Source organism: Pseudomonas sp. Z5-35 (assembly GCF_051131945.1).
Classification (GTDB): Bacteria; Pseudomonadota; Gammaproteobacteria; order Pseudomonadales; family Pseudomonadaceae; genus Aquipseudomonas; species Aquipseudomonas marvdashtae.
Genome location: NZ_CP071640.1, coordinates 5369997 through 5390999 on the forward strand (window position 1 = coordinate 5369997; position 21003 = coordinate 5390999).

Genomic DNA, 21003 nt, shown 5'->3' on the forward strand with positions numbered 1-21003 from the left:
AAACCCTAAGTCGCCGTTACCGCAGCAATGGATATGTACTCAGTCAGAAGGATAAAAGACCGCCTCACCCCCAACGCTTAGGCTCCCCAACCAGCTGCCCCTGCACCCCAAACAACCCCATCTCACGAATCACCGCCAACTCCCCCGCCGTCTCAACCCGCTCAGCAATCAACGGCAGGTCAATACTGTGAGCAGCCCGCTGAATAGCCTCGATGAACAAGCGCTTGTCGCTCTCTTGGTCGATGGCGCGAATGTAGCTGCCATCGATCTTCAAGTACGCCAACCCCAATCGTGACAAGTTGCCAATCATGCTGAAGCGCCCACCAAAACGCTGCAGACTCAGGGAGAAACCGAGCTCGCGCAACTGCCGGGTCAATTGCTCCAGCACCGCTTGCTCGGGTAATTGCTCTTCACCGATTTCCAGGGTCAGGCGCGGCCCGAGGTTGGAGTGGGCGCGCAGGATTTCAAAAATCTTATTGAGCGCCTGAGGATCGGCCAGGGTAGCGGAAGACAGGTTGAGCGCCAGGGACTGCTCATGCCCGGCTATTTGTTTGAGCACTTGTTCGAGCATCAGGCGGTCCAGGCGCGCAGTCCAGCCGAAGCGCTCCAGCCACGGCAGGAAACGTCCGGCGGGAATGGTCTGGCCCTGATCGTCGAGCAACCGCGACAGCACTTTGTAATGCAACACCACATCGGTGTCCCGGGCGGCCACTACCGGCTGGAAATACAGCTCGAAACGCTGATTGCTCAGCGCCTGGTCAAGCAGGTTGTGCCAGGCATGGTGATCATCGCCGACACTCGCCGAGGCGCTGTGATCCAGGCAAGCCCAGCCCGGTTCCCCCTGGCTTTCGGCCTGGGCCAGGGCCTGGTCGCCGAGCTGGAGCACCGCTTGCGGCGCGTCGCCATGAACGAACGGCGCCAGACCGATGGAAGCCACCGAGGCCACGTCGGTCGCGCCGGTGGCGTGCAGGCTCGCCAACGCGCTTTCCAGGCTCTGCGCCAGTTGCAGCGCCTCCTCGCGCACCAGCCCCGGCGCCAACACCGCGAACTCACCGCCGCGGATGCGTGTCACCAGGTTATGGGTTTCCGGATACCGGGCGCATTCACGCAACAGCTGCTCGCCCACGGCCTTGAGCAATTGGTCAGTGCGCTGCCCGCCCAGCCGCTGGTTCAAACCGGCAAGGTCCTTGACCCGTAGCAACAGCAGGTAACCGGAACTGGCCTGCTCCGGGTTGCTCACCCGGGCATGCAATTGCATTTCGAAATAGCGTCGATTGGCCAGCCCAGTGAGGTTGTCCTGGTAGGACTCGACCCGCAGCTTCTCGCTGCGCTCAGCCTGTTCCTGGAACAGCGCCTTGAGCTTCTCGACCATCTGGTTCATTGCTTGCACCACCCGACGCAGCTCTGGGGTGCGCGGCAGCTCCGGCAGGCTGAGGAATTCACGACGGGCGATGGCGTGGGACTGGTGCACCATGTAATCCAACGGCTTGAGCTGACGACGCAGCAGCAAGGCGCCGAGCACCGCGCTCACGGCGCCGCACAGCAGCAACCAACCCAGACTGCCCAGCGCACTCTGCCACAGCTTGGCAAGGGCGAACATCGGATGGCTGACCACCTCGACCCGCGCCGCCTGTTCCCAACCACGGCTGACGATCGCATCGCCGCCAGCCGGCTCAAGGCCAATAAGCCTGATGAACCATTGCGGGACGCTGCCGGCGTCAGGCGTGCCAGTGCGCTCCACCAAGGCCTTGTCGGTCGCCACGTCGACCACGCGGATGCTGGCGTAGTAACCGCTGTCGAAGATCGAGCTGACCATCAGCTCGACCATCGCCGGGTCGTCGATGTTCGGCGTCAGCGACAGCGCCAGCGCCGTGGCCGCGTCCTGGGCGTGGGAGCGCAACTGGTTGACGTACTGGGTCCGCGAGCTTTCCAGGCTGACCATGAAGCTGCCGCTGAAGGCAACCACCAGGAACAGACAGATAGCGATCAACAGCTGTTTGAACAAGGACATCTGAGCGCGTGCTCCTAGTTAGTCGTCTCGACCGGGAAACCTTCGGCCTGCATTTTTTTCAACACATCCTGCCACCGGGACAGGCGCTTGGTGTCGCCCACTTTTTTGTTGCCCTTGCCCGACAGCCACAAGCCTTCAGCATTGAAAGAGTAGACCGGGAGCAAGTCGGTTCGCTGGTTGGCGGGCAGGATGCCGTCGATCAGGCTGTCGAGCACCAGCGGCATGGCGTCGGGGGTGGCGTAGTACGTGAGCACCATGTGCGCACGGTTCTGCCGCAGGGCCTTGACGTAGGTGATGCGTAGCTTGTCACTGGACACCCCGAGATGGCGCAGGCTGAAATACTTGGCGATGGCGTAGTCCTCACAATCGCCCGCGCCCTTCCACAAGGACTGGATGGGGGTTTCCCAATAATCGACCTCACGCCACAGATCGATGTCTTCCACGTAGCGCACCTGCTTGTTGAAAAACAGGTTCACCACCTTGAGCTGTTCCAGCTCCGGGATCTGTTTCTGGGTCGTCAGCAATTGCTGCCACGCATCGATCCGCTGCTGCCCTTCGCCCAACGGTCCATATAACGCTTGCGCCCGCCGGCTGATCTGCGCAAAGTCCCAGTCGGCTCGCAGGCCGCCCAGCATCAGGCCGGCCAGCAGCAATGCCGTACACAGCCAGCGCAAGGACCTGAGGACCGGGAAAGGTGCAGCCAAGGGAAATAAGTCCGAAAAGGGCCATTGGAAATTCGTTGGATGGTGAAGCCTGGCCCGGCAAAAGACAATGGCAGGTTGCAATCACCGTAGGCAGACTAAACTTTAGTTCAGGAACCGGGGCCGCGAGATTTTGACGGCTTGGCAATCTGTAACTAATGTTGGCTTGGATCCAATTTCGTTACTACCAGTCAGGTGTTGTCGTGACGCAGAAGCCCAAACCGTTAAGCACAATCCAGGTCAACGGACCTATCCCCGCTGCCCAGGCCCGCGCAGTCATCGAAAGCTCCCTACGCGAAGCCATTCTCGACGGCCGCCTGCCCAGCGGCACCGCGTTGCGCCAACAGGAGCTGGCCGACCTGTTCGGGGTCAGCCGCATGCCGGTGCGCGAGGCATTGCGTCAGCTCGAGGCGCAATCATTGCTCACCGTGGTCCAGCACAAGGGCGCGGTGGTGGCTCCGCTGATCACCAGCAATGCGGTCGAGACCTACGCCTTGCGTTCGGTCCTGGAAAGCTTCGCCCTGCGCCTGTCCGTTCCGCTGCTCGACGACAACGACCTGGCCATGGCCGCCCACTACATCGAGCAGTTGGAAACCCAGACCGATCATGCCGAGATCGCCAGGCTCAATCGGCTGTTCCACATGTCGCTTTACCACCGGGCGCCCAACGCCAAGCTGCTTGACCTGGTCGAGCACGAGCTCAATGAAGAAGAGCGCTTTCTGCGCTTTCATCTGTCGTCCATGGGACTGGGCAAGCTGACCCAGAACGACCATCGCGCAATGCTCGCCGCTGCGGCAGCCAAAGACATCGCTCAAGCGGTTTACCTGCTGGAACAGCATCTGGAAAAAGCGTCCATCACGATGCGCCAATACCTGAACCAGTAAGCGAACCGCTCCCCTGCGCGCCGGCCTCCAAGCCGGCGTAGCACTTTCTTACACATCCTCCCTACAGCCCAGATTGCCCGCCCGACACGGCCTCACCGAGGCTGCGATCCGTCGCGACATCAGTTCAATGGAACTGCTGTCGATTTGGGCTCACTCTTGCGTTTATCGATTCAAAAAAAACAGACCTGAAGAAGTCAGCGCCCGGCGCTAGGCCAGGCGAATCGAACCCCTTACGCAAGGAGCGTCGCCCACTGGCGGAAAGACCCGGAAGTCCGACCGGTCTCCCGCCCATAAAACACCAACTTCTTTATTCCCCCGATCCCTGAAGTGCTCCGAACGAGGCATTCGTTCGAACCATTCGATTCTGATAGTTATAAATCGGAAGGAGCAACTTCGCCCCAATAAAACTTATAGCAAAAGTTTTAATTAGCCTCTTCGCGCCCAACAAATACCCAACTTCAAATAACTAAAAAATAACTTGCGGAGTCTTTGATACATGTACTAATTTTTTACTCGTCGAGTTGCTATCTGTCTCTCCAGCGCTTGGCAAGCCAAGCCAGACAAAGGCGCAACAGAGCAAATCGCGCGCCCCCAAGCATTATTAAGAAAACATGGATTCCGGTTCAGGCCCCTGCTCACCCTGATAAACAAGGCGAGCAACTTCCGGACGAACATCATTGACGAGGACGTTTCAATGCAGCCAACCAAAGAGCAACTTTCCCTGAAAAAGCACGAACTTGGTCAACACCCGGTCTTTTCTGAAATAACATCAATCGACCTGTTGCGGCGCTTCATGGAAAGTCATGTTTTCGCCGTGTGGGATTTCATGTCGCTGACCAAGCGCCTGCAACGGGAACTGACCTGCACTCATCTGCCGTGGCTGCCGCCGGCCGACCCGCATGCGGCGCGCCTGATCAACGAAATCGTCTTGGGTGAAGAGTCCGACGACCGTCCCGGTGCGGGCTACTGCAGCCATTTCGAACTGTACCTGGACGCCATGCGCGAAGTCGGCGCGGACACCCGGGCGATTGAGCAATTTATCGCCCTACAACAAGAAGGCGTCAGCCCAGAGACGGCGCTGGACAGCGTCGAGGTCGAACCGGCCGCGGCGCGCTTCGTGCGCCAGACCCTGCACACCGCGCTTCATGCTCCGGCCCACAGCGTGGCCGCCGCGTTCGTGCATGGTCGCGAAAGCGTCATCCCGCAGATGTTCCAGCGGATGCTGGACGCTTGGGGCATTGGCCTGGATCAGGCACCGACGTTTCGTTATTACCTGCAACGGCATATCGAGGTGGACTCCGAAGACCACGGCCCAGCAGCGGAAAAACTGCTGGCCCGGCTGATCGATGGCGACCCGCAGCGCGAGCACGAAGTCCTGACCGCCGCCCTCGCCGCCGTTCACAGTCGCACGGCGCTGTGGGATGGCCTGCGCCAGAGCATGACCCAGGCCGTTGCGCAGGTGACGCCATGAACGCCATTCAATATCAGTCCTTCGCCGACGCCTGGGAAAGCCGCGCCACGATCCGCACTCGCCCACGGCGCCGGGTCGAAGACGACGACAAGCTGATCTTTCCCATGAGCCGCCAACCCATGGTGCACAGCCAGACCTTCCTGAGCCATTGCCCGCAGCTGCGTGATTTTGTCCTGGTGCAAAGCCTCTACAAATTCATCAACGACGTGGTGATTTTTGAAACGGAGCTGGTGGACCACACCGCCCGACGCATCGCCAAGAACCGCTTCGGTATCGAGTTTCCGTTTGCCTGTCGCTACGACGCAATGACCGTGGTGGTGGATGAGGACTACCACGCACTGGTGGCGATGGACTTCATGCAGCAGACCATCGACATGACCGGTATCGCGCCGATCCCGCTGCCCCAGCAGATCGAACTCAGCCGGGCGATTCCCGCCACGCTGGCGCGGGCGCCGGGGCACCTGCTCGCCGCTGTGGAACTGATTTGCATCGCCATCGCCGAGAACACCGTGACCAACGACGTGGCGGCGTTTGCCCGCGACGACTCGGTCAAGGCCTCGATCAAGGGATTGATGGCCGACCACTTACTGGACGAGGGCCGGCACTCGGGCTTCTGGACGCGGCTGGTGCAGATCTACTGGCGCACCGCGCCCGAAGAGGACCGCGAGGCAATTGCTCGGTTGATGCCCGGTTTCATCGCCGAGTATTTGGCCAGCGATCTGCAACAGGCGTTCGATTTCGAGTTGATCACGCACCTGCCCATCGACGAATCAGCGCGCCAGTCGCTGCGTGAAGACGCTGCCGCATTGGCGTATCCCATCAATCGTTTTCATCCGCTGGTGGGCAACATCACGCGTTTCTTTCGCGGCAGCTCGATGCTGGCGTCACCGTGCGTGCGCGATGCCCTGGCCGATTATTTGACCCCATGAGGACCTTCCAATGAGACGCCTCGAAATTGCTGTGTCTGGCAAGAGCCAGGCCATGGCTGAACTGGCCAGGGAACTGGAACTGCACGGCCACGGTGTCGTGGATGTGCAAGCACTGACCGGCCACGGCGCGATCGACGTGTTGATCGACGACGGTACGGTGACGTGCGCACTTGAGGCCCGTGTTTGTCTTCAAGTGCACGTGGTGCTCCAGACCGTGCCCGGCCAGGCCTTGCCGCAGCCGGTGGTGCTGTTTCGCGACGGTGCGCGACGGCTGTTGGCCCAGGAACGAATCACAGCGCATTGCGACGGCAACGGCCAATCTTTGCGTCTGCGCGCCACGGCAGCGGTGGTGGAGCATGGCGCGCGGCTGGTCAGCCAGTTATCCCGGGAAGAAGACGGCTTCGATCAATGGCCGACGGAACCGAGCGACGTGATCGGCCAACCGCTTCACGGGCTCGACGCGCTGGAGCCACTGGCCTTCGAACACCGCCTCAATCGGCCTGCGGTGCCTTGGCTGCTGGCGGCCGCGGACGTGCCGGTGATGCACAACATCGAGCAGCGCATGCTCGATGACGCGAAGCACACTGCGTTGTGGGTCGACGGCCACGACATCGACTACAAATCCTTGCGCAATACCGTGCTGCAGTTGCAGCAATCGATAATCGCCAGCCTGCCGAAAACAACCGGCCGTCCCCAGGTGATCGGCGTGTGCCTGCCCAAGTCTGCGCAGCTGTATGCCGCAATCCTGGCGGTGCTGGGTTGCGGGGCGGTGTACCTGCCGTTGGACCCGCAGCACCCAGTGCAACGTCGGCGCTTCATCCTGGAAAACGCCAAGGCCGACCTGTTGTTGCACGACGGTGACGACGAGCCGGGCGAGTCTGCATTACCGACGCTGAATGTCCGCCGACTGCCTTCGGCCAAGCCACGCTTGCCGGCCTCGACAATTCGCCGCGTGGTGAATCCCGACGAACCGGCTGTGGCGATCTACACCTCCGGCACCACCGGCCAGCCCAAGGGCGTGCTGCTCAGCCACCGCAACCTCAGCCATTTCTGCGCCTGGTACGCCGACCATGTCGGGTTGCAGCGCGACAGCCGTGCGTTGCAGTTTTCCACCATCAACTTCGACGCCTCGTTGCTGGATATCTTGCCGACCTTCATCCAGGGCGCGCTGCTGGTGGTGCCCAGCGAAGATCAGCGCCGCGATCCGCAACAGCTGGTGGCGTTGATTCGTGAGCAGCGCATCAGCCATGCCTTCCTGCCGCCCGCGCTGCTGAGCGTCATGCCCCTGGGCGCACCGTTGGGGCTGACACACCTGGTCACCGGCGGCGATGTCTGCGAACCCTTCGTCATCGAGCAGTTGGCGCCGCAGTGCCGGTTCCACAACATCTACGGCCCGACCGAAACCACCGTGCTGGCGACCACTCGGCAATTCGCCGTGGGGGATAACAACCGCAACCTGGGCGCACCCATCACCAACGCGCGGATGCTGATTCTGGATGAACATCTGCAACCGGTCGCACAAGGCACGCCCGGCGAACTGTATATCGCCGGGCCGGGGGTCGGCCTGGGGTACCTGAACGATCCGACGCTGACCGCCACCCGCTACCTCGACCTGACGCTGCCCACCGGACACACGTTGCGGGTCTATCGCACCGGCGACATCGGCCAGTGGACCAACGATGGGATCGAGCTGTGCGGTCGCCGCGACAACCAAGTGAAGATCCGCGGCTTTCGGGTCGAGCCCGAGGAGATCGAGCATTGCTTGCGCGACAGTCAGTTGTTCCGTCAGGTGGCGGTGGGGGTCGATGAGCGCCGGCGGGTCCTGGCGTTCCTGGTAAACCCAGTGGACACAGCGCCCGGCGCGGCGCTCCAGGCCCTGCGCGAGCATGTGCAGGACACGCTGCCCAGCTACATGCACCCGGCGACTTACATCGAGCTGCCCAGCCTGCCCTACACCAGCAATGGCAAGGTCGACCGTCGGGCGCTGCTAGCAACGGCGGGCTCCGTCCAGGTTGGCAGCCAAGGGCGCCAGCCGCAAAATGCAGTGCAAACCCAGCTCCAGCAGCTGTGGGCCGAACTGTTGGAATTGCCGGCCGAGGACATCGCCATTGACGAGAGCTTTTTCAACCTTGGCGGGCATTCAATCCTGCTGTCGCAATTGCTGCTGAGCATTCGCCAATCGTTCGGCCGCAGCCTGTCGATCAATCGCTTCATCGAAGCGCCGACGCTGATCACCCTGGCGAAGTTGCTCGACGGCCCGGAGCAAAGCGGCACCTCGACCTTCAGCCCTCAGGCGTTCATCGATGCCGAGGCCGAACTCAACCTCGACCCGCTGCCCATCAGTCAATGCGGTGACGTGCACAAAGTGGTGGTGACGGGCGCCAACAGTTTTCTCGGCGTGCACATCGTCGAAGCCTTGCTGGCGTGGGGCGCCACCGAGGTGGCGTGCCTGGTGCGCGAGTCCGGCGGGCAGAGCGCCGCCGAACGTTTCGCCCAATCCCTGCGGGAAAACCAGTTAGAGCACCTGGACCTGAGCCGGGTCAGCGTCTATGCCGCCGACATCACCCAACCGCAACTGGGCTTGCCGGACGACATCTACCTGCACATCGACAGTACATTCGGCGCGTTGGTGCACAACGCCGCCCACGTCAACCATGTGCTCGACTACGAGTCGCTGGCGCGAGACAACGTCGAGCCGATCTTCGAGTGCCTGCGCCTGTGCGAAGGGCGCAGCAAGAAAATCTTCAACTTCGTCTCGACGCTGTCGGCTTGCAGCGCACTGGATGCCGATGGCCAGGTCTTGGAGCAGCCGGCGGCCAAGACCCCACCGATTTACATCAAGAATGGCTACAACCTGTCCAAATGGGTCGGCGAACGGATCCTGCAACGGGCGCGGGACGTCGGGGTCCGGGTCAATCTGTTCCGGCCTGGCAACATCAGTTTCAACAGCCAGACCGGGGTCTGCCAGCCCCACAAGAACCGGCTGATGCTGATGCTCAAGGGCTCGATCCAGCTCGGCCAGGTGCCGGACCTGTCGCTCAATTTCGACTTGATGCCGGTGGACTTCCTGGCTCGCTTCATCGCCTTCCACGCCAGCCGCTACCAGCCAACGCAAGCGGTGTTCAACCTGCACAACCCCGAGCCCCTGGGCTGGGACGCGTATGTGGCGTCGTTCCGTGACAGTGGCCGGGAGTTTTCCCTGGTGAGCGTCGCTGACTGGCAACAGCAGCTGGCGCGGGTCGATGCCGACAACGCTCTATTCGGCGTGCTGGGTTTTTACCTCAACGGTTTCGAGGAAGACATCGGCGACATCTCGCTCATTCGCCACGACAACGCCCGCTCCGGCGTGCGGCAGATGGGCGCGCGCTACCCGGAAAAATCCCAGGCCCTTCTACGCCGTGGCGCTGATTACCTCAAGGCCATCGATTTCATCTGAAGCAACCCAACCCAACGCAAGGAGCAAGACCATGAGTGCATTCCAACCCGACACCCTGATCAAGAACCCTCGAGCCTGCCAGGTCGAAACCTCGGTGGAAGTGTCCGCCGAGGCGGCGCGCGTCTGGGAAGTGGTCGGGGACTTTGGTGGCTTCAACCACTTTATCCCAGCGCTTGAACGCATCGAAATGACCGGGGAAGGCGTGAGATCCCTGCGCAAGAAGTTTTTCGTCGACGGACAGAACCTGGTCGTCGAACAACTCAACAGCCGCGACGACCAGGCCATGCACATGACCTGGACGCTGATCTACAACACCCTGGGCATCGACAACCTCTGGGCGGCGATGCGCGTCGACCCCCTGAACAACAACCGCTGCCGCGCCACCTGGACCATCATCGCCGACCACACCGATGCTCATACTGCGTCGGGCTTCAGGGATTTCCTGCAAGGGTTCGCCGATGAGGCGATGGAGAATGTCCGCAAGAAGTTTGTTGACAGGGTCTAATCGAGGCAACCCGCAAACCCGTGGCGAGGGAGCTTGCTCCCGCTCGACTGCGCAGCAGTCGCAAAACCGGCCAATGCGGTCCGCCTGCAAGAATGCAGGGGGGCCTGCTGCGCAGGCCAGCGGGAGCAAGCTCCCTCGCCACAGGGAACCGGGTTTGCTCAAGTAAGCACTGGTTCGCCTGGGATCAGATCTTGAAGCTGTCCACCAATTGCTTCAACCGATTGGCCTGTTGTGACAAGGCGTCGCAATCCTTCAGGGTTTCGTTGAGGTTGGCGACGCTCTGCTGGTTCAGCAGATTGATGTGGCTGACGTCCATGTTGAGGGTTTCCACCACGGCGGTCTGTTCTTCGGTCGCGGCGGCCACGGATTGGTTCATGCCGTCGATTTCGCCAATGCGCTGGGTCACGCTGACCAGGCGCAGGCCGGCTTGGTTGGCGACTTCCACGCTTTCTTCGCTGGAGACCTGGCTGGCATTCATGGTGGTCACCGCTTCGCGGGAACCGACCTGCAGCGAGGTGATCATCTTGTGAATCTCTTCGGCGGATTCCTGGGTGCGGTGCGCCAGGTTGCGCACCTCATCGGCCACCACCGCAAACCCACGCCCGGCTTCACCGGCACGGGCCGCTTCGATGGCGGCGTTCAGGGCCAGCAGGTTGGTTTGCTGGGAGATGCCCTTGATCACGTCCAAGATGTGGCCGATGTTGTCGGTGCTGGCGTTCAGGGTTTCGATCTGGGTGCACGACAAGCTGATTTTCTGCGACAGCTCGGTCATGGCCTGGATGGTTTTTTCCACCACCTGGCGACCGTCATCCGCCTGCTCGCTGGCGCCGCTGGCCTGTTGCGAGGCATCGGCGGCGTTGCGGGCGATTTCCTGGGTCGCGGCGCCGAGCTGGTTGATCGCCGCAGCCACGCTGTTGGTCCGGGCGCTTTGCTCATCCGAGCCGACAAGCGAGGCGTTGGACGAAGTCATCACCCGTTGCGACAGATCATGCACTTGGCGGGTAGCGGAAGACACTTCGGCAATCGAGGCGTGGATACGCTCCACGAACTGATTGAACGAACTGCCCAACACGGCGAACTCATCCTTGCCCTGCACGACCAGGCGCCGGGTCAGATCGCCTTCGCCCTGGGCGATGTCCTGCATGGCGCGGCCCATGGTGGTCAGCGGACGCATCAACACCTGGATCAACAAGCTCAGCAGCAACGCAATCGCCGCCACCGCGACAAACATCGCGATCAGTGCCGAAGTGCGGAAGTGGCTCAGCGGCGCGTAGGCCTTGGCCTTATCGATCGACAGGCCGATGTACCACTCGGCGTTCGGCAAACCGGCGACCGGGGTGAACGACAGGATCCGGTCCTGCCCGTTCAGCTCGACTTCCTGGACGCCCTTGCCGATGCGCACTGGCGTGCCGGGGTAGATGTCCTTGAGGTTTTTCATCACCTGGTCTTTGTCCGGGCTGACGATGACTTGGCCATCGCCGCTGACCAGGAAGGCGTGACCGATGCCGCCGAAATCCACGGAGTTGATGATCTTCACCAAGGTTTCCAGGCTCAGGTCGCCACCCACCACGCCGAGCAGTTCGCCGTTGTGCTTGACCGGCAGGGCGATGGTCACCACAAGGCCACCCACTGCGGCCATGTAGGGTGGGGTCAGCATGGTTTTATCGGCGGCCACCGCCTGTTTGTACCAAGGACGCTGACGCGGATCGTAACCGTCAGGCATCTTGGCATCCGGCCGCTGGGTGAAGACGCCGGTGTTCTGGCCCACGTAAGTGAATTGGAAATTCGAGGTCAACGCCGGCTGGTCGACAAGCCCTGGCAAATCGGCGGCAGCGCCTTGATGGGCAATGTTCTGCGCCAGGTTTTCCAACACCAGTACCCGGCCAGTCATCCAGTTCTGGACGCTGCTGGCGGTCAGGTCACCGGACTGCTCGATAGAAGATTCGAGGCTGCGACCGATGGTGCTGCGCTGCAGGTAATCGTTGTAGAGCGTGAACAGGGCAAAAGCCAGAACCACCACACCAGAGGCGGCCAGGAGGATTTTGTGGCTGAACTTTAGATTCATGGACGGGGCTTCTTATGCAAAAAGTGAGGGTGCATTCCGTTGTGCAACTTCCCTGTAAATGATGGGCAGGATATTGGATCCGCTCCATTTTGGTGCACGCATACCACTCTGTCGGCAAGGGGCTGGAAAAAATTAGGCCCCTTGTTCAATTGTCCGACGAGATGGCACTCCGCGATGCTTGGGCCCTACAGGCGAACGGTGGTTGCAAATTTGACGAACGCTGATGACAATGCGACCTATTATCATTCGTAGCTTTAGGCCGTCGCGTTCATGTCATCTCCCCAGCTTGCAGTACAGGCGCTCTACAGCAGCCATCACGGCTGGCTCCACACATGGCTGCGCAATCGACTGGGCAACGCCGCCGACGCGGCGGATTTGGCCCAAGATACGTTCGTGCGCCTGCTGCAACGTAGCGAACGGCTGGAACTCAAGACCCCTCGCGCCTTTCTGCGCACCATCGCCCAAGGCCTGGTGATCGACCATTGGCGTCGGGAAGAAATCGAACGTGCCTACCTGGAAACCATCGCGCATTTGCCGCAAGCACAAACGCCCAGCGCCGAAGCCCAGGCGCTGATCCTGGAACTGCTGGAAGCGATTGCCAGGATGCTCGAAGGGCTCAAGCCCAAAGTGCGCAGGGCGTTCCTGCTCGCCCAGTGTGATGGCCTGACCTACAAGCAGATTGCTGAACAAATGGGCGTCTCGCTGCGGTCGGTTGAACGTTACGTCGCCGATGCGCTGTACCACTGCTACGTGCTGCGCTATGCAGACTGAGCCAGTGCAGACTCCGCTGGGCCGAGGTCGCGGCCCCTCGCAGCAAGTGGTCAAGCAAGCGATCCATTGGCTGCTGCGCCTGCGCAACCATGCCGCCAACCCTGTCGTGCGCCAACAGTGCGAGGCTTGGCGCATCGCTCATCACGATCACGAATTGGCCTGGCAACGGGTGCAATCGCTGCACAATGAATTGACCGCCAACCTGCGAGCCGTGCCCGGCGCCCACGTCGCCCTCGAAACGCTGGAAACCAGCGCCCAGCGCCTCGGCCGGCGCCAGGCCCTGAAGCTGCTGTCTGGCGTGGCCGTGCTGGGCTGCGCCGCCTGGCTGGGCAAAGACCAGGGATGGCAGCCATGGAGCGCCGACTTCGCCACCGCCACGGGAGAGCGACGCGGCTTCCAACTGCCGGACGGCACACGGCTTGAACTCAATACCAACAGCGCCGCCGACCTCGACTACACCGCCACGCAACGCCTGATCACGTTGGCGCGCGGCGAAATAATGGTCACCTGCGGTCGCGATCCCGCGCGCCCATTGTTGGTGAAAAGCCGACATGGCGAGTTCGAGGGGCTGGAAGGACGCTTCGTCGTGCGCCAAGACAACGACTGCACACGCCTGAGCGTCGCCAGTGGCCACGTCGCCATCCGCTCGCACCGGGGCAGCGATGGCGCGCCGATCCAAGTCGATGCGGGCCAAAGCTATTTGATCAGCGCATCGGCAGCGACCCTGGCGCCGCCATTGGACATGGACGCCGGCGCTTGGGCGGACGGATTGATCGTGACGCGAAACATGCGCCTGGAAGATTTTCTCAACGAGGTCAACCGCTACCGTCGCGGCTACCTGAAATGCGCCGCAGCGGTGGCGGACCTGCGCCTGTCCGGCGTCTTCCGCCTGGAAGACACCGACAAAATGCTCTCCGTGCTGCCACGCACATTGCCCGTTCAACTGCGTTATCGAACCCGCTGGTGGGTCACGGTGGAACGTGCGGCCTGATTTTTTTTGGCGGGTTTTTCCAAGGCGTCCGGCTAGGACAGTAAGCAACGCTTATCTGCCTTCAGCGACTCCAACGGAAATCCATAATGACTGAGCGCGTAATCCCCAAGACTCCCTTTGGCTGTTCCTCGCAAACAGGCCTGCTGCGCCACGCCATCCGTGCCGCGCTGTTGAGCACCGCGCTGGGCGTCGGCGCCGTGCCGATGCTCGCCATCGCGGCACAGGATGGCGTCAGCGCCAGTCGCCAGAGCTACAACATCCCCGCCGGCCCCTTGAGCGATGTGCTCAACCAGTTCGCCCGCCAGGCCGGCATTACCCTGGCGAGCACGCCGGAGCAAACGGCTGGCCTCCAGTCCCCGGGCCTTAAAGGCGAATACTCGGCGGACCAGGCCCTGAACCGACTGCTCAGCGGTTCAGGGTTGGTGGCGCTCGGCCAAGAGGGCAGCGGCTACGTGCTGCAAGCCGAGGCCCCGGACAGCACCCTCGCGCTGCCGGCTACCGACGTCAAAGGATTTGCCTTGGGCAACGCCCTGGGCAGCATGCAAGGCTACAACGCCACCCACAGCCAGGTCGCGACGAAAACCAGTACCGCGCTGCGCGAAACCTCGCAAAGCGTGTCCGTGGTGACCCGCGAGCAAATGGACGACCAGGGTGCGCAAACCGTCTCCCAGGCGATGCGCTACACCCCCGGCGTGCTGACCAACCCCTACGGCGCGACCCACCGCTACGACTATGTGGCGATGCGCGGCTTCAACGACGGCTCGGTGGACAACATCTACCTCGACGGCCTCAAGTCCATGGGCGACAGCGGCACCTACAGCTCCATGCAGGTCGATCCGTATTTCCTCGAGCGGGTGGACATTCTCAAGGGCCCGTCCTCGGTGCTCTATGGTCGCAGTTCACCGGGTGGCCTGGTGGCGCTGACCAGCAAAAAGCCGCTGTACGAGGCTTATCACCAGGTCCAGGCGACCGTCGGCACTCAAGGCCAGCGCGGCATGGGCTTCGATTTCAGCGGGCCGGTGGATGAGGACAAGCGCATTGCCTATCGCCTGATCGGCCTGGCGGATACGTCCGATACCCAGTTCGATCACAACAAGGAAAAGCGTTTCGCCCTGGCGCCTACGGTCAGCATCGACTTCACCGAGGACACCTCGCTGACGCTGCAAGCCTATCTGCAACACGACCCCGACGGTGGCTACCATGGCGGCATGCCGGCCGACGGCACGCTGCACCAGCGCAACGGCCGGCGGATCTCCGAACACTTCTTCGAAGGCGAACCGGGCGTCGATGGCTACGAACGCGACCAGCAGTCGTTCGGTTATCAGTTCGAGCACCGCTTCAACGATGTCTTCACCGCGCGGCAGAACTTCCGCTACCTGGACTCAGAGGTCACCAACGGTCAGGTCTACGCCTATGGCTGGACCAGCCCTACCAGCAACGAGCTGAACCGCTACTACACCGGCGCCGAAGAAAAGCTGCATTCGTTCATCATCGACAACATGCTGCAGGCTGAATTTTTCACTGGCGCGACCAAGCACACCGTGTTGATGGGTGCCGATTATCAGCGGCGCAAAACCGTGGTGGACTGGACCAGCGGCAGCCTCGCGCCGATCAACGCTTTCGACCCGGTCTATGGCAACTCGGCAATCAGTGATCGCTATGACACCAGCTATCTGCGGCGCCTGGAACAGACCGGCGTCTACCTGCAAGACTTGATCGAAATGGACAAGTGGCGCTTCTCCCTGGGACTACGCCAGGACTGGGTAGAAACCTCGGACGAAAACCGCATCGCTGAATTTAACCGCCCGGCCGGCACCGAAATCAACGACAAGCGCACCAAGCTCACCGGCCGTGTCGGAGCGCTGTACCTGTTCGATAACGGCCTGGCGCCGTACATCAGCTATTCCGAGTCGTTCAACCCTAACTCCTACGCCGACAGTGCGGGCAACCCGCTGCCGCCCACCGATGGCAAGCAATGGGAACTGGGCCTGAAATACCAGCCGCCGGGCACCGACGACTTGTACACCGCCTCGCTGTTCCGCATCGACCAGGAGAACCTGGCGACCAAGCTGCCCCAGGACAATTTCTACCGCGCCGTCGGTGCTGTTCGCTCCCAGGGACTGGAACTGGAGGCGCACCTGCAATTGACCGAGCAGTTCAAGGTGCTGGGCAGCTACACGTTCACCGATGTCGAATATTCGAAGTCGATGGTCAGCACCTTGAGCACGCCCACCGACATCATCGAAAACAAAGGCAACTCACCGACCCAGGCCCCGCGCCACATGGCCTCGGCGTGGGCCGACTACAAATTTGATAGCGGCACGCTTGATGGCCTGCGCCTGGGCGGCGGCGTGCGGTATGTCGGCTACAGCTGGGCCGATGCGGAGAACACCATGAAGGTGCCGTCGTATACGCTGTTCGATGCCTCGGTTGGGTATGACTTGGGCAAGGTCGGCTTGAAAGGCGTGGATGTACGCCTGAACGCCAACAACCTGACCAATGAAACCTACGTCGCCTCGTGTGCCAGCCTGAGCTATTGCTACCTGGGCGAAGAGCGCAACGTGGCGGCTACGGTGAGTTATCAGTTCTGATCGGTTTTCTGCCCTGATTCATTCTTTGTGGCGGGGGAGCTTGCTCCCTCGCCACAAGAGCTTGTCTTTGCCTTAGGCCTGAACCGCCTTCGCCTTCTCCCTCGCAACGCCTTCCTTGCCCACAAACCGATTCGCCCTCCCAAACGTGCCGAAATCATTGAACCGCACGCCCATCTCGCGCATCACCTCATGCGCCACCGGCACCGTCATCTGGCGGATGTAAAACGGCTCCTTCACCACAAAATGATGGACGCCATGGCTACTGCCGAAGTTGAAGCAGAACGCCTGCAACGGCCACAACCACCAGGGGTTGAGCACCTGGGTTTGCTGGATGACATTGCCCGCCTCGATGTCGCCGTAGTAGTGCATGTTCGAGCTGATGAAGTGCAGGCAAAAAGTGCGCAGCACGTTTGGCCCGATGATCACCACCGCCGCGACATCGATCACCTGCATCATCGCCAAGGTGTTCGCCGACCAGTCGATGGAGATGCCGAGCAACCCGGCCATTGCGTTGGCGCCATGGAAACCGAGAAACACATACCAGGCGCCCCAGTGCAGCAACGCCAGCGGAAAATAAACCTTCAGCGTGCGCTTGAGGATGCTGCGCTTGTGCGCCCAGGTCTTGGCTCGCAACAGGCGAATGAACGCCGACATCACGTTGTCGCCGACCATCAGCAAGCGTGCCAGCCCCCACGGCTCGCCATTGGTAATGGCGCGCTCTTCCAAGTCCGCTTCGCTGCCGGAGACCTTGTGATGGTTGAGGTGCAGGTGGCGGCGAATCCATGGATTGATCGTGCTCGGCCGCGCGAGCCACACCAGGCCCATCATCAGGTTGTGAGGCACGCGCTGCTTGCGAAAATACATGCTGTGGATCAGGTCATGTTCCAGCTCGTGGGTCAGGGAGGCGAAAAAAGCGTTGAGCAACAAACAGGCCCAACCGGCCAGGTAGCCGTTGATGTACAGCAGTGCCGATCCGATCATCCCCGCCAGGGCGAACGCCAGGATGCCCGCGCCAAGGGCGTCCTGGTGCCGCAGGATCGGGTAGCGCTGGCGCAACGCTTCGCCTCGGGCCAGGACCACTTGACGAATATGGGCGGATCGTTGTTGTGCATTCAATCGGTCGGGGCTTGCGCATGTGCCGTGCATGGCTTACATCCTCTGTCATCGATGTGCTCATCCTGCCGGGCGTTGTCTCACGGGGTGGTAGCCGTAAACGCCAACCTGTTGACCGCAAGCGCCAATCGCCATGACGGAACCGACCTCTCTCGCCAGCTGGACCCGCGCCCTGCGCAAGCAGCTCGATGCACTGGGCCTGGACAGCCATGCCCTGTGCCTGCAGGCGGGCCTTGATCCGCAATTGATGGACGATCCCAATGCCCGTTATCCGCTCTCGGGCACTACCCGCTTGTGGGCGCTGGCCGTGCAAGCGAGCGGGGACCCGGCGATCGGCCTGCGGGTGTCGCGCTTCGTCAGCCCCACCACCTTTCACGCCCTGGGTTATGCCCTGGTGGCCAGCGGCAGCCTGCGGGAAGTGTTCGAGCGCATTGTCAAGTATCACGCGGTGGTCAGCGACGCGCTGATCTTGCGCCTGAGCCGCGGCGAAGACCGCTACCGCTTCAGCCTCGATGTGCCGCCGCAAGGCCCGGCGCCGGCCTTCGAGGCCATCGATGCGTTCGCGGCGATCTACGTGCGCACCTGCCGCAACCGCCTCGGCCGCGATTACGCACCGCTGGCGGTGTATCTGCGGCGCCCGGAACCGGTGGACCCGGCCCCCTGGCATAAAGTCTTCCGCTCACCGGTGCATTTCGACGCTGCGCAGGATTGCCTGGAATTCAGCTTCATCGACTTCGACAGCCACCTGGACGACGCCAACCCGGAGCTGGCCGAACACAACGAAACCGTGCTCAAGCGCACCCTCGCCCAACTTCAGCCGCTGACCTGGGAGCGCAAGGTCCGCGCCGCCATCGAAGCTCAATTGCCCGAAGGCGAACCCAGTGCCGAACGCATCGCCCAAGCCATGCACCTGAGCCTGCGCAGCCTGCAGCGACACCTGGCGGACGAAGGCTGCCGCTTCGACGCCCTGCTCAACGAATGCCGGGAAAACCTCGCTCTGCTACACCTGCGGGATCCGCAATGCTCGTTGAGCGAAGTCAGTTACCTACTGGGCTTTGCTGATACCAGCAGCTTCAGCCGCGCGTTCAAGCGCTGGACAGGGATGACGCCGGGGCAGTTTCGGGATGGGTTGCGGTAGGCGCTTGCCTTGCCTTGCAAGCTCGCGATTGCGCCGGGTCAATCGGCGCTGGATTTCAGGCTACGTGCAAGCCCGGCTGTCCAAGCCATGATCATCGCTTCCCCCGTCGCTCTGAACGGCTGATGACTGTTCATGTAGCGGCGCAGTTCGACCGAGGCGACATCCATTCCATGGACAACCTGTTCCAATAATTCCTTGCAGCGCTTCTCGGTCAGATTGCAGGCGGTGCGGCCAAACCCCATGAGCATTTTATATTTCGGCCAAGCTTTGGAACCACCTAACAACAGCGCCATGTTGTCGTTACGAATATAAACCGCAGTACTGACGAGGTCGTAAGCCGGCGCGAGCCTGACAGATGCATCAGCGCCACAATGATCGTAAAGCACCCCAAAATTTTTCAGGTGCGCGTCGCCATTTTTCAAACCAGCCGAGAGCGCGACTATCTTGAACAAGGACTCCAGCGCCTGATGAAGCATATGAGGTGATACAAACGCCTTGATCTGCCGGGCCGCGCCTTCATATGAACCATCATATTTGGCTTTCGACGGCGAGCCGTTGAGCACGCAAAAATCCTCAAAACCCAGATACTCTCCAGGACCTGGCAAATCAAAGCGCTTAACGATCAGGAATTTACCGCGTTCGCTCAGCTCGAACTCCGGCACATCAAGGCCCGCATGCAACGCGGCGCGCATGCAGAAAAATTCGTTGGCGGCCAACTCGGGAAATTCGTCCGAGCGAAATGCCTTGATCAGATGTGTGGCACCTCGATGGGTCAAGCGATCGATCGTCGCAGCGCTGTCGCGTACCAGTACCTTGGGCTGTACTCCGGAAACACCCGAATACTGCCCATAGGTATGTAGAAGATCATCGAACAATCCCTCAGCCCCGTCGTGCACCAATAAGTCCGCCAGGCTGGTTTCCGGCGGCTCGGTCTCGATCTGCAAATGACCAATACCCACCCTGCCCAACTGGTGAGGTCCCACGATGGCAAGCAGGGTGAAGTCGTCGAAGCCCCGTACCGCTTTACTGAAGCGACGAACCAACTCTTCACGCAAGGCACCTTCCGGCAGGTTCATTTCAAAGATCGGGGGTACGCCGGATTCCCAGGTATAACTTTCTAGACGCACCGGCATGGTCAGCGATACAGACTGCTCGACCTGCGCCCCTGTGGCATAAGCGAATACAGAGTCACCGCGTTGCTGACCGCGCCCAAGAACGCCGACCGCCGTTTCGCTGACGGTGACTTGCAACCTGTCCTGGCTTTGTCGATCACTCATGGAAAGAGTCCGTTTTCAGTGAATCGAGCGTAGGGCGCTTGGCTGGGCGGGCAGTAGCTGTCAGCTCATAGCCAAAACCGTTGAGGATCGCTTCTACCTTACGAATTCCGACTTCAGGAATCGTATTGTTTTCGATGCCCGAAATTGTGGCGCGGCTCATGCCGTACTGTGCGGCCAATGCCTGCTGGGAGAGACGGCGTTCTTTACGTAGCCGTCTGATCAATTCGCCGAGCGTTTTCATGTCGAGGATCCGCATCGTATACAGTGCACAAGCGTACTTATCGTTAAAATGCACTGTATTTAATTCAAATTTAACCGAGTGTAGCGTATCGCGCGCGCAAACGCGTCAGACCGAAGTCAACGCCCGCAACCGCTCGATGTCCAAAATCTCGATCTCGCCATACCCCAGATTAAGAATGCCCTGCCCCTGCAAATCCTTGAGGATCTGGTTGGTGGTCTGGCGCGACAGTGACAGCATCAACGCCAGCTGCTCCTGGGGCAGTTGCAGCACCCGGCGCGCCGGTTCGATTTCGCCGTAGCCTTCGGCGATCAGCAGCAGGCGATGGGCAAGTCGCGCCGAGGCGGGCATCACGCTCAAATGTTCGAGATTGATAAACGTCAGGCGCAGCTTGTGGCTCATCAGTAGCGCCAGGTGCCGCCAATGGACGGGTTGCTCTTGCAGGAAAGCCAACAGGGCCGCCTGCGGCAAATGCACCAGCGTGCATTGCCCCACGCCCACCGCGTCATGGGTGCGCGGCTGGCCATCGAACAGGCAGATTTCCCCGAACCAGTGCGGCGACTCCACCACGCTCAGCAACGCTTCCTTGCCCTGCTCGCTGACCGCGCCGATCCGTACCGCGCCCTCGAGCACGGCGTACAGGCCGCACGGTGGATCGCCGCGCTGGAACAATCGCTGCCCTGGCGACAGGTGACGCACCTGCGCCATGCCCAGCAGGCTATTCTGTAACTCAACGGGCAGGTGGCTATACCAGTGGCCGGCCAACAGGTGCGAGTGCCAGGGGTGCGAATTCATGGAAACTCCGGGACAAGTGTCGGCTAGTTGACAGAGCGCCTTGTGAAACCTGGGCATCATGCAGGCATCACCTCAGGAGGAACAACA

Annotated in this window: 16 protein-coding genes; 9 read left to right on the forward strand and 7 right to left on the reverse strand. The window is 61.2% G+C overall.

Going from position 1 to position 21003, the window contains the following annotated elements:
* Positions 1–64: 64 nt before the first annotated feature.
* Positions 65–2011, reverse strand: a complete 1947-nt coding sequence (gene lapD, locus J3P95_RS24425) for a cyclic di-GMP receptor LapD (protein WP_434579417.1) — start codon at positions 2009–2011, stop codon at positions 65–67.
* 14 nt (positions 2012–2025) lie between these two features.
* Positions 2026–2646: a cysteine protease LapG gene (gene lapG / locus J3P95_RS24430; RefSeq protein WP_434563955.1), complete on the reverse strand. Its 621-nt coding sequence runs from the start codon at positions 2644–2646 to the stop codon at positions 2026–2028.
* Between the two features lie 269 nt (positions 2647–2915).
* Here lapG and J3P95_RS24435 point away from each other — a divergent pair, with 269 nt between their 5' ends.
* The 5 genes from J3P95_RS24435 to J3P95_RS24455 all read left to right on the forward strand — a co-directional run bounded on the left by J3P95_RS24435 (position 2916) and on the right by J3P95_RS24455 (position 9937).
* Positions 2916–3596: a GntR family transcriptional regulator gene (locus J3P95_RS24435; RefSeq protein WP_434579415.1), complete on the forward strand. Its 681-nt coding sequence runs from the start codon at positions 2916–2918 to the stop codon at positions 3594–3596.
* A 694-nt stretch (positions 3597–4290) separates the two neighbouring features.
* Complete coding sequence (locus J3P95_RS24440) at positions 4291–5067, forward strand: DUF3050 domain-containing protein (protein WP_434579413.1); 777 nt, start codon at positions 4291–4293, stop codon at positions 5065–5067.
* Complete coding sequence (locus J3P95_RS24445; protein WP_434579412.1) at positions 5064–5996, forward strand: diiron oxygenase; 933 nt, start codon at positions 5064–5066, stop codon at positions 5994–5996. Before J3P95_RS24440 ends, J3P95_RS24445 begins: the two co-directional genes overlap by 4 nt.
* Before the next feature lie 10 nt (positions 5997–6006).
* The gene (locus J3P95_RS24450; protein ID WP_434579409.1) at positions 6007–9432 is read left to right on the forward strand and encodes an amino acid adenylation domain-containing protein; all 3426 of its coding nucleotides are present in this window, start codon (positions 6007–6009) and stop codon (positions 9430–9432) included.
* Positions 9433–9463: 31 nt separating this feature from the next.
* On the forward strand, positions 9464–9937 hold the full coding sequence (locus J3P95_RS24455) for an SRPBCC family protein (RefSeq protein ID WP_434579407.1): 474 nt from the start codon (positions 9464–9466) through the stop codon (positions 9935–9937).
* Between the two features lie 184 nt (positions 9938–10121).
* Here the strand turns inward: J3P95_RS24455 and J3P95_RS24460 are convergent, their stop codons facing one another.
* The gene (locus tag J3P95_RS24460; protein WP_434559428.1) at positions 10122–12002 is read right to left on the reverse strand and encodes a methyl-accepting chemotaxis protein; all 1881 of its coding nucleotides are present in this window, start codon (positions 12000–12002) and stop codon (positions 10122–10124) included.
* Positions 12003–12272: 270 nt separating this feature from the next.
* Between J3P95_RS24460 and J3P95_RS24465 the strand changes: the two genes are divergently transcribed.
* The 3 genes from J3P95_RS24465 to J3P95_RS24475 all read left to right on the forward strand — a co-directional run bounded on the left by J3P95_RS24465 (position 12273) and on the right by J3P95_RS24475 (position 16355).
* On the forward strand, positions 12273–12773 hold the full coding sequence (locus J3P95_RS24465; RefSeq protein ID WP_434579404.1) for a sigma-70 family RNA polymerase sigma factor: 501 nt from the start codon (positions 12273–12275) through the stop codon (positions 12771–12773).
* On the forward strand, positions 12763–13764 hold the full coding sequence (locus J3P95_RS24470) for a FecR domain-containing protein (RefSeq protein ID WP_434579403.1): 1002 nt from the start codon (positions 12763–12765) through the stop codon (positions 13762–13764). Before J3P95_RS24465 ends, J3P95_RS24470 begins: the two co-directional genes overlap by 11 nt.
* 86 nt (positions 13765–13850) lie before the next feature.
* Positions 13851–16355 carry a TonB-dependent siderophore receptor gene (locus J3P95_RS24475; RefSeq protein ID WP_434579401.1) on the forward strand — a complete coding sequence of 835 codons (2505 nt, stop codon included), beginning with the start codon at positions 13851–13853 and terminating at the stop codon, positions 16353–16355.
* 72 nt (positions 16356–16427) lie between these two features.
* Here the strand turns inward: J3P95_RS24475 and J3P95_RS24480 are convergent, their stop codons facing one another.
* A complete protein-coding gene (locus J3P95_RS24480) occupies positions 16428–17501 on the reverse strand; it encodes a fatty acid desaturase (protein WP_434579399.1) in 1074 nt (357 codons plus the stop codon).
* 100 nt (positions 17502–17601) lie between these two features.
* On the opposite strand from J3P95_RS24480, the gene J3P95_RS24485 reads away from it, so the two are divergent.
* Positions 17602–18606, forward strand: a complete 1005-nt coding sequence (locus J3P95_RS24485; protein WP_434559438.1) for an AraC family transcriptional regulator — start codon at positions 17602–17604, stop codon at positions 18604–18606.
* Between the two features lie 38 nt (positions 18607–18644).
* On the opposite strand, the gene J3P95_RS24490 is transcribed toward J3P95_RS24485, so the two are convergent.
* From J3P95_RS24490 to J3P95_RS24500, 3 genes are all read right to left on the reverse strand, one after another.
* Positions 18645–19883 carry a type II toxin-antitoxin system HipA family toxin gene (locus J3P95_RS24490; protein ID WP_434559440.1) on the reverse strand — a complete coding sequence of 413 codons (1239 nt, stop codon included), beginning with the start codon at positions 19881–19883 and terminating at the stop codon, positions 18645–18647.
* Positions 19876–20124: a helix-turn-helix domain-containing protein gene (locus tag J3P95_RS24495; RefSeq protein ID WP_434559442.1), complete on the reverse strand. Its 249-nt coding sequence runs from the start codon at positions 20122–20124 to the stop codon at positions 19876–19878. Before J3P95_RS24495 ends, J3P95_RS24490 begins: the two co-directional genes overlap by 8 nt.
* Positions 20125–20229: 105 nt before the next feature.
* Positions 20230–20916 carry a Crp/Fnr family transcriptional regulator gene (locus J3P95_RS24500; protein ID WP_434559444.1) on the reverse strand — a complete coding sequence of 229 codons (687 nt, stop codon included), beginning with the start codon at positions 20914–20916 and terminating at the stop codon, positions 20230–20232.
* Positions 20917–21003 lie beyond the last annotated feature (87 nt).

Bases quoted from the DNA above. Each gene is read 5' to 3' on its own strand.
- lapD (WP_434579417.1), bottom strand. From the start codon at position 2,011: ATGTCCTTGTTCAAACAGCTGTTGATCGCTATCTGTCTGTTCCTGGTG.
- lapG (WP_434563955.1), bottom strand. From the start codon at position 2,646: ATGCTGGGCGGCCTGCGAGCCGACTGGGACTTTGCGCAGATCAGCCGG.
- J3P95_RS24440 (WP_434579413.1), top strand. From the start codon at position 4,291: ATGCAGCCAACCAAAGAGCAACTTTCCCTGAAAAAGCACGAACTTGGT.
- J3P95_RS24445 (WP_434579412.1), top strand. From the start codon at position 5,064: ATGAACGCCATTCAATATCAGTCCTTCGCCGACGCCTGGGAAAGCCGC.
- J3P95_RS24450 (WP_434579409.1), top strand. From the start codon at position 6,007: ATGAGACGCCTCGAAATTGCTGTGTCTGGCAAGAGCCAGGCCATGGCT.
- J3P95_RS24455 (WP_434579407.1), top strand. From the start codon at position 9,464: ATGAGTGCATTCCAACCCGACACCCTGATCAAGAACCCTCGAGCCTGC.
- J3P95_RS24460 (WP_434559428.1), bottom strand. From the start codon at position 12,002: ATGAATCTAAAGTTCAGCCACAAAATCCTCCTGGCCGCCTCTGGTGTG.
- J3P95_RS24465 (WP_434579404.1), top strand. From the start codon at position 12,273: ATGTCATCTCCCCAGCTTGCAGTACAGGCGCTCTACAGCAGCCATCAC.
- J3P95_RS24470 (WP_434579403.1), top strand. From the start codon at position 12,763: ATGCAGACTGAGCCAGTGCAGACTCCGCTGGGCCGAGGTCGCGGCCCC.
- J3P95_RS24475 (WP_434579401.1), top strand. From the start codon at position 13,851: ATGACTGAGCGCGTAATCCCCAAGACTCCCTTTGGCTGTTCCTCGCAA.
- J3P95_RS24480 (WP_434579399.1), bottom strand. From the start codon at position 17,501: ATGCACGGCACATGCGCAAGCCCCGACCGATTGAATGCACAACAACGA.
- J3P95_RS24485 (WP_434559438.1), top strand. From the start codon at position 17,602: ATGACGGAACCGACCTCTCTCGCCAGCTGGACCCGCGCCCTGCGCAAG.
- J3P95_RS24490 (WP_434559440.1), bottom strand. From the start codon at position 19,883: ATGAGTGATCGACAAAGCCAGGACAGGTTGCAAGTCACCGTCAGCGAA.
- J3P95_RS24495 (WP_434559442.1), bottom strand. From the start codon at position 20,124: ATGAAAACGCTCGGCGAATTGATCAGACGGCTACGTAAAGAACGCCGT.
- J3P95_RS24500 (WP_434559444.1), bottom strand. From the start codon at position 20,916: ATGAATTCGCACCCCTGGCACTCGCACCTGTTGGCCGGCCACTGGTAT.